The following is a 14488-nucleotide window of genomic DNA, read 5'->3' as shown; positions in this document are numbered from 1 at the left end:
GTCGTCGACGGCGTCGCGGCGGCGGTGAAGCTCGCTGGCGAAGCGGAGGGTGTGGGGGAGCCCGGCATACTGAGCCGGCCGAGGGCGACCGGACGAAGGAGATCGCGCATGCTGAAGGACCTGTTCGGAGCGGTACCGGCCACCGCCGCCGAGGCCCTGGACGTGTTCGACGAAGCCGGGACGGTCGAGCCGGACTTCATGTTCGGCACCTGGCGCGGTGCCGAACTCCCCACCGGTCACCCGATGGACGGCCTGCTCGCCGCCACCGGGTGGTGGGGGAAGCGGTTCGTGGACGCCGAGACCGTCCATCCGCTGCTGTTCCCGGCGCCGGACGGTGCCTCGCTGTGGGCGTTCGACCCGGCCAAGGCGTTCCTCGGCCTCGGACTCACCCGGAGGCTGCCGGTGTTGAGGAACCGCTCGCTCGTCGCGCCGGTCACCACGCTGCGGCCCGTCCTGCGGACGCGTGACCCCAAGGCGCGGTTGCGCAGCACCCGGTACCGCGGCAAGGACACCGCCACGATGCTCTACGACCAGGTCCCGGTGAACGACGTCTTCCGCAGGCTTTCCGACGACGCGGTGATCGGCGCGATGGACATGCGCGGCCTGCGCAGCCCCTACTTCTTCGTGCTGCGCCGGGACGACTCGCTCCGGGTGGAGTAGGGACGGTGGGCGGCCGGTCCTTACGGAGTGGTGACGTCGGGGCGGTGAGGCGGGGGAGCGGCCGATCAGGGGCCTAGTTTGGGGCCATGCGTGTATTGGTCACCGGTGGTGCCGGGTTCATCGGGTCACATGTCGTGGACGTCCTGCGGGCGTCCGGGCACGAGGCCGTGCTCTTCGACGTCCGCGACGACCCCGCCGCGGACGTCCGCGACCGCGCGGCCGTCGCCCGCGCCCTGACCGGCGTGGACGCCGTCTGCCACCAGGCGGCCATGGTGGGCCTCGGCGACGGCGTGGCCGACGCGGCCGAGTACGTGTCCCGCAACGACCTGGGCACCGCCGTCCTGCTCGCCGCGATGGCGGAGGCAGGCGTGCGCCGGCTGGTGCTGGCCGGGTCGATGGTCGTGTACGGCGAGGGCCGCTACGAGTGCCCCGCCCATGGTGTCGTGCGGCCCGGTCCGCGCGCCGAGGCCGACCTCGCTGCCGGCCGCTTCGAGCCGCCGTGTCCCGAGTGCGGCACCGCACTCGCCCCCGGCCTGGTGGGCGAGGACACCCCGGCCGACCCGCGCAACGTGTACGCCGCGACCAAGCTGGCCCAGGAGCACCTGGCCGCCGCGTGGGCCCGCGCCACCGACGGCACGGCACTCTCGCTGCGCTACCACAACGTCTACGGCCCCCGGATGCCCCGCGACACCCCGTACGCCGGAGTCGCCGCGTTCTTCCGCTCGGCGCTGGAACGCGGGGAGGCCCCAAGGGTGTTCGAGGACGGCGGTCAGCGGCGCGACTTCGTGCACGTGCGGGACGTGGCGGCCGCGAACCTCGCCGCGCTCACGGCGCCGGCCCGGCCCGGCACGCTCACCGCGTACAACACCGGCAGCGGTGAGCCCCGTACGGTGGGCGAACTCGCCGAAGCCCTGGCCGCCGCCCACGGCGGGCCCGAGCCGGTGGTCACCGGCGAGTTCCGGCTCGGGGACGTACGGCATGTCACCGCCGACTCCTCCCGGCTGCGGGCCGAGCTGGGCTGGGCGCCGCGGGTCGCCTTCGCCGAGGGGATGGCGGAGTTCGCGCGGGTCCGCTGAAGTCAGGAGGCCGGGGCGGGCAGGGTCACCTCGAAGCGGCAGCCGCCCGGGATGTTCCGCACACTCGCCCGCCCCTGATGCGCCTCCACGATCCCCCGGACGATCGCCAGCCCGAGCCCCGCACCGGCGGGAGGCGTACGCGCGTCCGTGCCGCGCCAGCCGGTGTCGAAGACCCGGGGCAGGTCCTCCTCGGGGATGCCGCCGCAGCCGTCCGTCACCGACAGCACCACGCCCTCCGGACCCCGCCCGGCCGCGATCGCGACCGTGCCGTCCGCCGGGGTCCGGCGGATGGCGTTGACCAGCAGGTTGGCGAGGACTCGGCTCATCTCCTTGCCGTCCACCTCGACCGGCACCGGCCGCACCCCGTCGCCCACCAGCCGTACGCCGTGCTCGCGGGCGAGCGGTCCCACCCCGGCGAGGGCGTCCCCCACCAGGTCGTACAGCGAGATCCGGGCCGGGCTGAGGGGAAGCGTCCCGGCGTGGATGCGGGACAGCTCGAAGAGGTCGCCGACCATGTCGTTGAGGCGCTCCACCTCGGTGCGGATCTGCCGGAGATAGCGGGCGGGATCGGCGGCCACCCCGTCCTCCAGCGCCTCCGACATGGCGCGCAGCCCGGCCAGCGGGGTGCGCAGATCGTGCGAGATCCAGGCGACGAGCTCGCGCCGGGACGCCTCCAGGGCCCGTTCGCGTTCGCGGGAGGCGGCCAGCCGGGCGCTGGTCGCGGCCAGTTCCCGGCTCAGGGCGTCGAGTTCGGCGGTGGCCGGGGTGGTGGGCGCGGCGAAGGCGCCGGCGTCGCCGAAGTGGCGGGCGGCGTCCGCCAGTTCCCGGCTGCGGGCGACGACCCGGCGGCCCAGGAGCAGCGCGGTGGGCAGGGCGACGACGGCCGCCATGGCGACGACCGTGGTGACCACCCGCAGGTCGTGGGCGGAGAGGAACATCGCCTGCGCCACGGCCATCGTGCCCGCCAGCATGGCGAACACGCCGACGCCCGCCACCACGCCGAGCGAGGCGGTCAGCGAACGGCGCCGGATCAGCCGCAGCACGGCGGCGCCGAGCAGGCCCGAGGCGGCGGCGCCCAGGAAGGCGTAGAGGGCGATGAGGAGGTAGTCGCGCACGTCAGTCCTCCCGCGACTCGGTGGCCGGGCCCGTGCCGTCCGCGTCCGTGCCGTCCGTGTGCGTGCCGTCTTCCGCCTCCGTGTCGTCCGCCTCCGCGTCCGGTTCGAAGCGGTAGCCGACGCCCCAGACGGTGCGGATCAGGCGGGGCCGGGCCGCGTCGTCCTCGACCTTGCCGCGCAGCCTGCGGACGTGGACGGTGACGGTGGACAGGTCGCCGAACTCCCAGCCCCACACCTCCCGCATCAGTTCCTCGCGGCCGAAGGCGCGGCCCGGATGCCGCAGGAAGAACGCCAGCAGATCGAACTCCCGCAGTGTCAGCGAGAGTTCGGTGCCGTTCTTGGTGGCGCGACGGGCTTCGGGGTCAAGGGTCAGGCCCGCCGCCGAGAGCGGGCCTGAACCGGGCCGGGTCCGGTCGGCGGGGCGGGTGCGGCGCAGTACCGACTCCACGCGCAGCACCAGTTCGCGCGGGCTGAACGGCTTCGTCACATAGTCGTCCGCGCCGACCTCCAGGCCGAGCACGCGGTCGGCCTCGTCTCCGCGCGCCGTGAGCATGATGACCGGTACCGGGCCGCGCTCGCGCAGCCGTGCGCACACCTCCAGGCCGTCCATGCCGGGCAGCATCAGGTCGAGCACCACCAGGTCGGGCCGGTGCCCGGCGGCGCACGCGAGGGCGGAGGGACCGTCGGCGGCGCGGTCCACCACATGTCCGGCACGGGCCAGGTATCCGGCGACGACCTCCGCGACGGTCGGGTCGTCGTCCACGACGAGGACCCGGCCGGCGGCCTCGGACCGCCGCTTCGGGTCCGGTCCGGCGGATGGGGCTGTGTACGGCTGCTGCATGCCGTCCAGCCTGGCAGCACGTCCGGGCTCCGGCCGCCGAGGGGCTCGGACGTCCGCGTTTCGTAAGGAGCGGAAGTCCGGTTCGTGGTGATTCCGGTTCGTAGGGTGAACGACGTGACCACCTCACCCCCTCCCACCGGTCCCGACGTGGACGTCGTGCTGCCCTGCCTGGACGAGGCCGAGGCCCTGCCCTGGGTGCTGGCCCGCATCCCGGCGGGCTGGCGTGCGCTCGTCGTGGACAACGGCTCCACCGACGGCTCCGCCGAGATCGCCCGCGCCCACGGCGCGACCGTCGTGCGCGAGGAACAGCGGGGCTTCGGCGCCGCCTGCCACGCCGGGCTGCTCGCCGCCACCGCCGACGTGGTCTGCTTCTGCGACTGCGACGCCTCCCTCGACCCCCGCCTGCTGGTGCCCTTCGTCCAGGAGGTCCGTTCCGGCGGGGCCGACCTGGTGCTCGGGCGGCGCCGGCCGCAGGGGCGGGGAAGCTGGCCCGCGCACGCCCGCGCGGGCAACCTCGCGCTCTCCCTGCTGCTGCGCCGCCGCACCGGCCTGGCCCTGCGCGACCTCGGCCCGCTGCGCGCCGCCCGCCGCGAGTCACTGCTCACCCTCGGCCTCACCGACCGGCGCAGCGGCTACCCCCTTCAGATGGTGGTGCGCGCGGCCGACGCGGGCTGGCAGGTCACCGAGCACGACGTGCCGTACCTGCCCCGCTCCGGCGCCTCCAAGGTCACGGGCACCTGGCGGGGCACCTGGCACGCGGTACGGGACATGAGCCGCGTCCTGCGCGAGGCGGCCCCCGCCCAGCGGGAGGGGACGGCGCCCGGGGGAACCACGTGAGGGCCCGGTCTCTCACCGGCACCGGCACCAGTGCCGGCTCGGAGCGAGCCGCCGCCGTCCGCGCCCGTCTCTTCCCGGTCCCAGGAGAAAACCCATGACCACCCTCCTCGTCATCGCCAAGGAACCCAGGCCGGGCCGGGTCAAGACCCGCCTCACGCCCCCGTTCTCGCCCGCCCAGGCCGCCGAGCTCGCCGAGGCGGCCCTCGCGGACACGCTGCGCGCGGTGGCCGCCACCCCGGCCCGGCGGCGGGTGCTCGTGCTGGACGGCCGGCCGGGGCCCTGGCTGCCGGACGGGTTCGAGGTCGTACCGCAGTGCGCGGGCGGCCTCGACGAGCGGCTCGCTGACGCCTTCGCCCGCTGTACCGGGCCCACCCTGCTGGTGGGCATGGACACCCCGCAGATCACCCCGGCCCTGCTGACCGTGGACTTCTCCGGCCGCGATGCCGTCCTCGGTCCCGCCGAGGACGGCGGATTCTGGGCGATCGGCATGGCGCGCCCCGAGCCCGAGCTGCTGAGAGGCGTACCGATGTCCGTGCCCGAGACGGGAACGGTGCAGCGGGAGCGGCTGGCCGCGGCCGGGCTGCGGGTGGGCGACCTGCCCCGGCTCCGGGACGTCGACACCGTCGACGACGCCCGCGCCGTCGCCGCCCTCGCCCCCGACACCGCCTTCGCCGCGCGACTGGCGGCCCTCACCCACCCTGGAGCGTCATGAGCACCTCGATCGCGGCACCCGCGTGGGAAGTCTCCGACCCGTACACCACGGCGCTGCGCACCGGCCGGGGGCCGCTGTTCCTGCGCCGTGGTGACGGCTGGCTGCTGCCGCTGGACGTCGAGCGCTGGTGCGCGCGCGCCGACGTCGTGGACCGGGCGGTGCTGGAGCGCTGCGAGGGGGCGGTGCTCGACGTGGGCTGCGGACCCGGCCGGCTGGTCGCCGAACTCGCCGCGCGCGGCCGCAGCGCCCTCGGCGTCGACGTGAGCGAGGCCGCGGTGGCCCGTACCCACACGCTCGGCGGCAGGGCGCTGCACCGCTCGGTCTTCGACCCGCTGCCCGGCGAGGGCGACTGGGGCACGGTGCTGCTCATGGACGGCAACGTGGGCATCGGCGGTGACGTGCCGGCTCTGCTGCACCGGATGCGTGAACTGCTGCGCCCAGGCGGCCTGTTGATCGCCGAGACCGCGCCCGGTGAGATCGACGAGTGGGCCCGCGTGCAGGTTGTGGACGTGGCCCACGGCGGGGAGGCCGTGGGCGAGCCGTTCCCCTGGGCGCGGGTCGGCAGCCCGGCGCTGCTGAAGCGCGCACGGCGGGCCGGCTGGCGCGCGGTCGCTCAGTGGGCCGAGGGCGACCGGTGCTTCGTCGCCCTGCGCAGCCGCAGTGCGAGCAGCAGCGCGGAGCCGCCGAACAGGACGGCGGTGATCAGCAGCCAGCGGGTCAGGAACACGTCCGGGTCGAGCCCGGTGGCCGACCGGTAGCGGTCGGCCGAGGCGCCGAGAACCAGCGGCCACCACACCAGGAGCGCCAGCCCGGACAGCACGACGGGCACCCGCACGTACGGCGTCCAGGAGCGCCGCCCGGCTGCATCGGTCCCGGCCCGCAACGCGCGGTCGAGCGCGGAGTACAGCGGCAGCAGCACCAGGTCGTGCAGCAGGGCCGCCCCCGCGAACCAGAGGGCCACCGCGAGCCAGTCGTCGGCCAGCAGACGCACGCCCGCGTAGGCGGCGAGCGCGAACGAGCAGGCCAGCAGCAGCAGTTGCAGCGGGCTGCCGAACGCAGCAGGGGTCGGCCTCGGCAGATGCATCACAGGTCTCCGAAGGTCAGCCGGGCCACCCACTTGGTGTTGTGGACGCCGGGGGCGGCGGGCACGATGATCCGCGCCGGATAGCCGTGGTCGGGGGACAGCGCCTCGCCGTTGACGTACAGGGCGAGCAGCGAACGCGGGTCGGACACCTGGTTGGCGCGCAACGCGGCCCGGCGGAAGGCCCCGTGACGCTGGAGGGACTCCACGAGCACGTCGGGCGGATCGACGTCGTACCCGGCGAGCGCGGCCAGGTCGCGCAGCCGCACCCCGCGCCACCACTGGTCCGCCGTGGACCAGCCCTCCACACACGCGATCGGCAGCGACGCACTGTGCTGGGGCAGGCGGAGCAGGTCGGCCCGGCCGAGCCGCACGGTCCCGGCCGGTCCGGTCACGACCAGCCGCCAGGCGTCCGGGTGGGTGTCCGCGGTGGTGATACCGGCGTAGCGCGCCGTCTTGTTGATCTGGAAGCCGTTCGGGCCGCCACCGGGATCGGACCCGCCGTGCGGAGCGAGCAGCGCGGTACGGCGCAGCGGGCCACCGAGGCTCTGCCCGACGGTCGTGGCGAACAGCAGCAGCGAACCCCCGCCGACCAGCCACAGCGCGCCGCGCCGGGACACAGTCGGCGGGGCCGGGTCCGGGGCGGCGAGCCCCGCCTCGTCACCCTCCCCGCCCCGCCGGGCGCGTACGGCTCGCAGCGCCATGGGTGTCTTCAGCACCGCGTGCACGAGGAACGCGGCGAAGAACACCCAGGCGCCGTAGAAGTGCAGGGCGTAGAACGAACCGGGGAAGACGTAGTCCAACTGGATGTTGAGCAGCCCGGTGACGAACTGGAACAGGGCACCGCCGACCAGGAGCAGCAGCGAGAGACGCTCCAGCGCGTGCGCCACCGAGCGGGCCGGCGGCAGCGCGAACAGCTTCGGCACCACCGACCACAGCTTGGCCAGGAGGACCGGGACCAGCACGACGCCCAGCGTGACGTGGACGCCCTGGTTCAGCCGGTACAGCCAGGACGGCCCGGCCGGCCAGTCGAACAGGTAGAGACCGAGCAGCCCCTTGTCCGGGGTCGGGTCGTTCACCGGCGACAGGTCCGGGTTGTAGGCGGCGTAGGACACCAGACCGGTCACGAACAGCACGCTGATGCCACCGAGCAGCACCAGCCCGAGCACCGCGGTGAACCAGGTGCCGCGTACGGGGCTACGCCAGAAGCGGGGAGAGGCGGGAAGCCGGGGATCATCTCGCATGCCCCGACCGTAGGCCCGGGAACACCCCGGAACGGCCGCGCGACCCATGACGAAACGCTGACGTCCGGCCCGGAAGACGGACCCGACCGCCCCCCACCGCCTAGCGTGCCGGTGTGATCCACCGCCACCCCCGCACCCCACGCCGCGACCTGTACGCCGCCGCGGCGGCCGTACTGCTCGTCACGGCCGCCGTCCTGGTCGGCCGTCACATCCAGGACACCCGCCACACCCTGTTCGTGCACTGGCCGCCGCTCTTCGCCGAGTGGGACCCGCACCTCGGCGCCGGCACCCCGGCCGCGCTGCTGCTCGCGGCCGCCGGAGTGGCGTACGGGCCCACGCTCGCCACCCGGCTGCCCTGGCGCGCGTTGCCCTGGGTGACCTGGGCGGCATCGGCGGCCTGGATCGTCTCCCTCGCCCTGGTCGACGGCTGGCACGACGGCATCGCCTCCCGGCTCACCACCGGGAACGAGTACCTCCAGGTGATCGGCCGGTTCCACGACATCCCGGCCACCCTGCGCGGCTTCGACGACCACATCATCGGCGGCGTCCCCGGCAACTGGCCCGCCCATGTCGCCGGCCATCCCCCCGCCGCCACGGTCACCTTCGTCCTGCTGGACCGCATCGGTCTCGGCGGGGGCGGCTGGGCGGGGATGTGGTGCGTGGTGCTCGGCGCGTCCGCGTCCGCCGCGGTGCTGGTCGCCCTGCGCGTGCTGGCGGACGAGCGCCTGGCCCGGCGGGCGGCACCCTTCCTGGTGCTCGCCCCGGCCGCGGTCTGGATGGGCGCCTCGGCCGACGCCTACTTCGCGGCGGTGGCCGCCTGGGCACTGGCGTGCCTCGCGCTCGCGCTCACCCGGCGCTCCCTGCCCTGGGCGGGAGCCTCCGGCCTGCTCTTCGGCCTGACCTGCTACCTCTCCTACGGCCTCACCCTGACCGCCCTGATCGGGATCGCGGTACTCGTCCTCACCCGGACGGACTTCAGGGCCCGCCCCGCGCTCCTGCCGGTCTTCCTCGCCGGACTGGCCGTCGTACCCGTGGTGTTCGGCCTGCTCGGGTTCAACTGGTGGACGGCCTATCACCTGTTGGTGACCCGCTACTACCAGGGCGTCGGCGGCACCCGCCCCTACGCCTACTGGATCTGGGCCAACCTGGCCTGCACGGCGGTCATCACCGGCCCGGCGACGGCAGCGGCCCTCCCGCGCACGGTCGGCTCCCTCACCCACCGGGACGACCGTCCCGCCGCGCGCCTCGCCCTGATCGTCTGCGCGGCCCTGGTGGCCTTGCTGATCGCGGACCTCTCGGGCATGAGCAAGGCGGAGACGGAACGCATCTGGCTGCCCTTCGCGGTGTGGCTGCTGCCCGCGTGCGCCTTCCTCCCGCGCCCCCGGATCTGGCTGGGCGCCCAGGTGGTCCTGGCGCTGCTGGTCAACCACCTTCTGCTGACGGGGTGGTGACCTGCCCGGCTGCCTACCCTCGACGCACCAGGTCGAGCTGGTACCAGCTACCCGACCTGCCGCCGAGGTCGGCCGGACCGGCCGGGCCGGTGAGGACGAACCCGGCCTTCAGCAGGACGCGTCGGGAGGCGGCGTTGTCGTGGGAGGTGGCCGCGCGGAGGGTGTGCAGGGCGTGCCGGGTCACGGCCAGGCCGCACAACTCCCGTACGGCCGCCGTCGCCACGCCCCGCCCGGTGACCTGCTCCGCCACCCGGTAGCCGAGGTCGGCGGTGCCGTCCTGAAGGTCGTAGAGGTTGAACCGGCCCAGGACCGAGCCGTCCTCGGCGACGAGCAGGTAGAAGGCACACACTCCGTCGGCCTGTTCGGCGAGCAGGGCGTCGTACCGCTCGCCGAACCGGGCGAAGTACTCGTCACCCCGGTCGGAGACGGCGGCGGCGAAGTAACCCCGGTTGGCCAGCTCGAAAGCCAGCACCGCGGGGGCCAGTCCGGGGTCCAGCAGCTTCAGTTCGGGCATCGGCCGACTGTACGGTCTCGGCGCCCGGCGGACCGTGCCGTCCCACGGAGCGGAGCGCGCCCATCGGCCGACGCGCGCGGGCCGTGCTCGTACGCGCCCCTCCCTGCGCGCCCCGTGCGCTCCTGCGGGTCCTGCCCCCGGCTGTCACGATCGACGCGGGCGGCCCGGCTCCGGCCACGACGGCCACCATTACGGCTGCGACGACGGCTGCGGCAGCGGCCGTGACGAGGGGGACGCATGACGCGGCGATGGCTGGTGACGGGATGTTCCTCCGGGCTGGGACGGGCGCTGGCGGAGGCCGTGGCGGAGGCGGGTGACCGGCTGGTCGCCACGGCTCGCCGGCCCGCCGTGCTGCACGATCTCGCGACCCGGTTCCCGGACCGGGTGACGACGGTGGCACTCGACGTGCGCGACGCCGCGCAGTGCGAAGCGGCGGTGGCCCACGCCGTCGACCGCTTCGGCGGGGTGGACGTGCTGGTCAACAACGCCGGGGCGGGCCTTTTCGGCGCGCTGGAGGAGGTGGCGGACGACGAACTGCGCGACCAACTGGAGGTGCTCGCGGTGGCGCCGTCGCGGCTGGCCCGTCTGGTGCTCCCCTTCATGCGCCGCCAGGGCTTCGGCCACATCGTCAACGTCTCCTCCCTCGCCGGCCGGATCGGTTTTCCCGGCCTGTCCGCCTACGTGGCGGGCAAGTACGCGCTGGAGGGGATGAGCCAGGTGCTCGCGGCGGAGGTCGCGCCGTTCGGCATCCGCGTGAGCGCGGTCGAACCCGGCGGATTCGCCACGGGTTACGGCGCCGCCCTGGCCGAGACCGCCACACGTGTCCCCGCCTACGCGGACGTCACGCGGGACATGTGGGCGGCGCTGCGCGGGATGGGGGACAACCCCGAGCTGGGCCGCCCCGAGACGTTCGCCGCCCAGGTCCTGCGTCTCGTCGAGGCGGATTCGGCACCCGTGCGGGTGCCCGTCGGGGCGGACGCCTTCGCGTACCTGGAGGCGGCCGAGGCGGCGGCCCGCGACGAGCTGACCGCCGCCCGCGCCCTTGTGCCCGGTCCGGCGACCACCACGGCGACGGCGCCGGTCACCTGAGAATTCCGGGGCCCGCGGCCCACGCGCGACCGCACCGGCCCCCCCCCCGCCCCGGGTAGGACCGGGCCCGGCCGGGCAGCCATGGCTCTGACGGGTGACCGGTGGTGCGGGCGGGTCGGGTGGTCCGGCCGTGTGCCGGGCGCGAGGGAGTGACGACGGTCGAGGGCGCTGCCATGGAGCTGAATCACGAGGACCGTGCGACCGGGGGCCGCAGGCCGTCGGTGCGGGCGCTCGCCGCCGGGTCGGTGGGCAACTTCATCGAGTGGTACGAGTTCGGTGTCTACGGCTACTTCGCCACGGTGATCGCGGAGCGGTTCTTCACCCCGGCCGGCGGCGGCTCGGTCGAGGGCCTGGTGAAGACCTACGCCTCCTTCGCGCTGGCCTTCTTCTTCCGGCCCGTCGGCGCGGCCCTGTTCGGCCGGCTCGGGGACCGGATCGGTCGGCGGCCGGTGCTGATCCTGGTGATCTCCCTGATGACGGTGACGACGGCACTGATCGGCGCGCTGCCGACGTACGCCACGGTCGGCGTCCTGGCGCCGTGGCTGCTGACGCTGCTCCGGGTGCTCCAAGGGCTGTCCGCCGGAGGGGAGTTCGGCGGCGCGGTCGCCGTGATGACCGAGTTCGCGCCGCCGGGCAGGCGCGGGCTGTACGGAGCGTGGCAGTCGTTCACCGTGGCGCTGGGGCTGCTGGGCGGGGCCGGTGTCGCGGCAGCGCTGGCGAGCGTGCTGACCGAGGCCGAGCTGAGCGCGTGGGGGTGGCGGGTGCCGTTCCTCCTCGCCCTGCCGATGGGTGTGGGCGCGCTGTGGCTGCGGTTGCGGCTGGACGAGACGCCGCGGTTCAGGGAGCAGGGGCCGGACGCGGCCGAAGTCCTGCCCGCGCGACAGGTGGCGTGGGCCATCGCGCTGGGCGCCGGACGGGTGATGGGGTGGGCGGCCGCCGGGTACGCCTTCCTCGTCGTCCTGCCGTCGTACCTCCAGACTGCCCTGCACGCGACCTTCCGGGAGGCGCTCACCGCGACCGTCCTGGCCAACCTCGGCTTCGCCGCCACCATCATCCCGGCGGGCCTGCTGAGCGACCGGATCGGGCGGCGGCCGGTGATGCTGACGGGGGCCGGCCTGGTCGTGGTCCTCGCGGTGCCGCTGCTCGACGTCCTGCAGAGCGGCGGCACGTCCACCCCGCTCAAGGGCCTCGCGGTGCTGCTCGCGGGCGCGGTCGTCGGGCTGATGGCCGGGCCGGGGCCCGCGCTGCTCGCCGAGATGTTCCCGACGCGGGTGCGCTGCACGGGGCTCGGACTCGCCTACGCCCTGTCCAATGCCGTCTTCTCGGGCTGCGCGGGGCTCATCATCACGGAGGCCGTGAAGCGGACCGGGAACGTGGACGTCCCCGCCTACTACGCGGCGGCGGCCTGCGCGGTGAGCATGCTCGCCCTCTTCAAGAGCACCGCTTTCAACGGCACTGCGGGAAAGGCGGGTTGGACGGATGCTGGTGATCGGTCTGATGTCGGGGACGTCGTACGACGGCATTGACGCGGCGGCGGCCGAGCTGCGCCTCACGGGGGACACGCTCCTGCTGAAGCCGCTCGGGATGGTGAGCGAGCCGTACGACGCGGAGCTGCGGGAGCTGCTCGCGGGGGCGCTGCCCCCGGCGTCCGTGCCCCTGGCCGACGTGTGCCGGCTCGACACCCGGATCGGGCAGGCGTTCGCGGCGGTGGCCGCCCGTGCGAACGCCGAACTGTGCGGAGGGCGAGCGGAGTTGATCGCCTCGCACGGGCAGACGGTCTACCACTGGGTGGACGGCGACCGGGTGCACGGCACCTTGCAGCTCGGGCAGCCCGCATGGATCGCCGAGGCGACCGGGCTGCCCGTCGTCGCGGACTTCCGCCCGCGTGACGTGGCCGCGGGCGGCCAGGGCGCGCCCCTGGTCAGCCTGGTCGACCTGCTGTGGCTGCGGGGCAGGCCGGGAACGCCGGTCGCGCTGAACATCGGCGGCATCGCCAACCTCACCGCACCCGACGGGACCGCCTTCGACACCGGTCCGGGATGTGCGCTGGTGGACGCGGCGGCGCGGGAGTTCAGCGGTGGCCGGCTGGCGTACGACGCGGACGGCGCGCTGGCCGCGAGCGGCCGGGTGCACGGCCCGCTGCTGGAGCGGCTGTTGGCCGACCCGTACTACCCGCGCCCCGCTCCCAAGACGACCGGCAAGGAACTGTTCCACCCCGGCTACCTGCGGGCGACGGCCGCCCCGGAGACGCTGTCCGGTGTGCCGGCCGAGGACGTCCTGGCCACGCTCACCGAACTGACGGCCCGCACGATCGCGGACGCCGTCCGCGCGGTCTCGGCCACGGAGGTCATCGCCTCCGGCGGCGGCACCCGCAACCCGGTTCTGATGCGCGGGCTCCGCGCCCGGCTCCCCGGCATCCCGGTACGCGTCTCGGACGACCTGGGCCTGCCCTCGGCCGCGAAGGAGGCGTACGCCTTCGCGGTCCTGGGGTTCCTCACCCTGCACAACCTCGCCGGTACGGACCCCGCCGCCACGGGCGCCCGCCACGCGAGCATCCTGGGCTCACTGACCCCCGGCCGCGACGGACTGAGGTTGCCCGCACCGGTCGAACGGGGCCCGGTACGGCTGGAGCTGGGATGAGCGGGCTCAGAAGGCGTACCGCACCCGCAGCCAGGGCGCGTGCGCCGCGACCAGCTCCGTCAGCCGCCGTACGCCCTCCCGCTTGACGTCGTTGCGGTAACGCACGTTCAGCGCGCCGTTCTCCGAGCGCTTGTCCTGCTGGATCTCCGGGCGCCACAGCACGTCCTCGGCGCGCGGGTGCCAGCGCAGGTTGACGTCATGGAGCTGGCGGTTGTGCGTCAGCATGATGACCTCGGCCGCCGCCTGCGCCTTCACCCGCGCGGGCAGCACGTCGTCCAGGTGGCGCAGCAGCTCCGCCCAGTCCTGCTCCCAGCCGGGGCGCAGCACGACGGGGGAGAGGTTGAAGTGCACCTCGTAGCCCGCGTCCAGGAAGTCCCCGGCGGCGGCGATCCGTTCGGCCACCGGGCTGGTCCGCACGTCCAGCAGCCGGGAGTCGCCGGGCGGCATCAGCGAGAAGCGCACACGGGTCGAGCCGCGCGGGTCCAGACCGAGCAGGTCGCGGTTGACGTACTTGGTGGCGAAGGAGGCCATCGCCGTGGGCCAGTGCCGGAAGGCCGCGACGAGATCGGCGGTGTTGTCGCTGATCAGCGCGTCCACCGAGCAGTCCCCGTTCTCACCCGTGTCGTACACCCAGCGTTCCTCGTCGCACTGCGTGGGCTCCTGCTTCGGGCCGAGGGAGGTGATGTGCTTGTCCAGGGCGCCGATGACGTCCCCGATGTTGGTGAAGACGGTGATCGGGTTGGCGTAGCCCTTGCGGCGCGGTACGTAGCAGTACGCGCAGGACATCGCGCAGCCGTTGGACGCGCCGGGCGCGATCCAGTCCGCCGAGCGTCCGTTGGGCCGTACGGTCAGCGACTTGCGTACCCCGAGGACCAGCGTCTGCCGCTTGACCCGCACCCAGCGGTCGGCGTTGCCCTCGTTGCCGTGCAGATGCGGGATGTTCCAGTGCGAGCCGACCTCCACCAGCCGTGCCCCGGGGAAACGGGCGATGACCTGCCGGCCGCGTGGGGAGAGGGCTGCGGCGGGCTCGGCGTAGATCTCCCGTACGTCGAGCAACCGGGCCGCCGACTCCGACAGGCCACCCGGCTCCGGCGCCCCGCAGGGCTGCGGCTCCTCGGCGCCCAGCAGCTCGGTCAGCCCGAACAGGGCGTCCGGGTCGCCGGGGGCGGGGGAGGAGGACGAGGTCACGACGGGCTCCAGGCGTGCGGGGGTGTGCGGACGAGCGGCT

14 protein-coding genes are annotated in these 14488 nt (G+C 74.5%); 9 read left to right on the top strand and 5 right to left on the bottom strand.

Annotation, left to right across the window (positions count from 1 at the left end):
- Positions 1-108: 108 nt before the first annotated feature.
- Together HEK131_RS17520 and HEK131_RS17515 are read left to right on the top strand one after the other, a co-directional pair.
- Positions 109-660, top strand: coding sequence for a DUF4334 domain-containing protein (locus tag HEK131_RS17520; RefSeq protein ID WP_244336036.1), 552 nt, complete (start codon positions 109-111; stop codon positions 658-660).
- An 86-nt stretch (positions 661-746) separates the two neighbouring features.
- Positions 747-1736, top strand: a complete 990-nt coding sequence (locus tag HEK131_RS17515) for an NAD-dependent epimerase/dehydratase family protein (RefSeq protein WP_244336035.1) — start codon at positions 747-749, stop codon at positions 1734-1736.
- A gap of 2 nt (positions 1737-1738) precedes the next feature.
- On the opposite strand, the gene HEK131_RS17510 is transcribed toward HEK131_RS17515, so the two are convergent.
- Together HEK131_RS17510 and HEK131_RS17505 are read right to left on the bottom strand one after the other, a co-directional pair.
- Positions 1739-2851 (bottom strand): sensor histidine kinase, encoded by a 1113-nt coding sequence (locus HEK131_RS17510; RefSeq protein WP_244336033.1) that lies wholly within the window; start codon positions 2849-2851, stop codon positions 1739-1741.
- Between the two features lies 1 nt (position 2852).
- Positions 2853-3692, bottom strand: coding sequence for a response regulator transcription factor (locus tag HEK131_RS17505; protein WP_244336031.1), 840 nt, complete (start codon positions 3690-3692; stop codon positions 2853-2855).
- Between the two features lie 105 nt (positions 3693-3797).
- Between HEK131_RS17505 and HEK131_RS17500 the strand changes: the two genes are divergently transcribed.
- From HEK131_RS17500 to HEK131_RS17490, 3 genes are all read left to right on the top strand, one after another.
- A complete protein-coding gene (locus HEK131_RS17500; protein ID WP_244336030.1) occupies positions 3798-4529 on the top strand; it encodes a glycosyltransferase family 2 protein in 732 nt (243 codons plus the stop codon).
- A gap of 94 nt (positions 4530-4623) precedes the next feature.
- Positions 4624-5241, top strand: a complete 618-nt coding sequence (locus tag HEK131_RS17495; protein WP_244336028.1) for a TIGR04282 family arsenosugar biosynthesis glycosyltransferase — start codon at positions 4624-4626, stop codon at positions 5239-5241.
- Entirely contained in the window at positions 5238-5999 is a 762-nt protein-coding gene (locus HEK131_RS17490; protein WP_244336027.1) for a class I SAM-dependent methyltransferase, read from the top strand. Before HEK131_RS17495 ends, HEK131_RS17490 begins: the two co-directional genes overlap by 4 nt.
- A gap of 325 nt (positions 6000-6324) precedes the next feature.
- On the opposite strand, the gene HEK131_RS17485 is transcribed toward HEK131_RS17490, so the two are convergent.
- Positions 6325-7566: a molybdopterin-dependent oxidoreductase gene (locus HEK131_RS17485; protein WP_244336025.1), complete on the bottom strand. Its 1242-nt coding sequence runs from the start codon at positions 7564-7566 to the stop codon at positions 6325-6327.
- A 113-nt stretch (positions 7567-7679) separates the two neighbouring features.
- Between HEK131_RS17485 and HEK131_RS17480 the strand changes: the two genes are divergently transcribed.
- Complete coding sequence (locus HEK131_RS17480) at positions 7680-9017, top strand: hypothetical protein (protein ID WP_244336023.1); 1338 nt, start codon at positions 7680-7682, stop codon at positions 9015-9017.
- A 13-nt stretch (positions 9018-9030) separates the two neighbouring features.
- On the opposite strand, the gene HEK131_RS17475 is transcribed toward HEK131_RS17480, so the two are convergent.
- Positions 9031-9531 carry a GNAT family N-acetyltransferase gene (locus tag HEK131_RS17475; RefSeq protein ID WP_244336022.1) on the bottom strand — a complete coding sequence of 167 codons (501 nt, stop codon included), beginning with the start codon at positions 9529-9531 and terminating at the stop codon, positions 9031-9033.
- A gap of 237 nt (positions 9532-9768) precedes the next feature.
- On the opposite strand from HEK131_RS17475, the gene HEK131_RS17470 reads away from it, so the two are divergent.
- The 3 genes from HEK131_RS17470 to HEK131_RS17460 all read left to right on the top strand — a co-directional run bounded on the left by HEK131_RS17470 (position 9769) and on the right by HEK131_RS17460 (position 13260).
- Positions 9769-10620 (top strand): SDR family oxidoreductase, encoded by an 852-nt coding sequence (locus HEK131_RS17470; RefSeq protein ID WP_244336020.1) that lies wholly within the window; start codon positions 9769-9771, stop codon positions 10618-10620.
- A 173-nt stretch (positions 10621-10793) separates the two neighbouring features.
- On the top strand, positions 10794-12146 hold the full coding sequence (locus HEK131_RS17465; protein ID WP_244336018.1) for an MFS transporter: 1353 nt from the start codon (positions 10794-10796) through the stop codon (positions 12144-12146).
- Positions 12100-13260: an anhydro-N-acetylmuramic acid kinase gene (locus tag HEK131_RS17460; RefSeq protein WP_244336016.1), complete on the top strand. Its 1161-nt coding sequence runs from the start codon at positions 12100-12102 to the stop codon at positions 13258-13260. Before HEK131_RS17465 ends, HEK131_RS17460 begins: the two co-directional genes overlap by 47 nt.
- A 6-nt stretch (positions 13261-13266) precedes the next feature.
- Here HEK131_RS17460 and HEK131_RS17455 read toward each other — a convergent pair whose 3' ends face one another.
- Entirely contained in the window at positions 13267-14448 is a 1182-nt protein-coding gene (locus HEK131_RS17455) for a spore photoproduct lyase family protein (protein WP_432215648.1), read from the bottom strand.
- Positions 14449-14488: the final 40 nt, after the last annotated feature.

This window comes from Streptomyces seoulensis (genome assembly GCF_022846655.1).
In the GTDB taxonomy this organism is placed as follows: domain Bacteria; phylum Actinomycetota; class Actinomycetes; order Streptomycetales; family Streptomycetaceae; genus Streptomyces.
The sequence above is the reverse complement of the archived record's forward strand: the minus strand, read 5'-3'. Positions and strand labels throughout refer to the sequence as shown.

Coding starts and splice junctions, on each gene's coding strand:
- HEK131_RS17505 (WP_244336031.1), bottom strand. CDS start 3,692: ATGCAGCAGCCGTACACAGCCCCATCCGCCGGACCGGACCCGAAGCGG.
- HEK131_RS17490 (WP_244336027.1), top strand. CDS start 5,238: ATGAGCACCTCGATCGCGGCACCCGCGTGGGAAGTCTCCGACCCGTAC.
- HEK131_RS17465 (WP_244336018.1), top strand. CDS start 10,794: ATGGAGCTGAATCACGAGGACCGTGCGACCGGGGGCCGCAGGCCGTCG.
- HEK131_RS17495 (WP_244336028.1), top strand. CDS start 4,624: ATGACCACCCTCCTCGTCATCGCCAAGGAACCCAGGCCGGGCCGGGTC.
- HEK131_RS17470 (WP_244336020.1), top strand. CDS start 9,769: ATGACGCGGCGATGGCTGGTGACGGGATGTTCCTCCGGGCTGGGACGG.
- HEK131_RS17520 (WP_244336036.1), top strand. CDS start 109: ATGCTGAAGGACCTGTTCGGAGCGGTACCGGCCACCGCCGCCGAGGCC.
- HEK131_RS17460 (WP_244336016.1), top strand. CDS start 12,100: ATGCTGGTGATCGGTCTGATGTCGGGGACGTCGTACGACGGCATTGAC.
- HEK131_RS17515 (WP_244336035.1), top strand. CDS start 747: ATGCGTGTATTGGTCACCGGTGGTGCCGGGTTCATCGGGTCACATGTC.
- HEK131_RS17485 (WP_244336025.1), bottom strand. CDS start 7,566: ATGCGAGATGATCCCCGGCTTCCCGCCTCTCCCCGCTTCTGGCGTAGC.
- HEK131_RS17475 (WP_244336022.1), bottom strand. CDS start 9,531: ATGCCCGAACTGAAGCTGCTGGACCCCGGACTGGCCCCCGCGGTGCTG.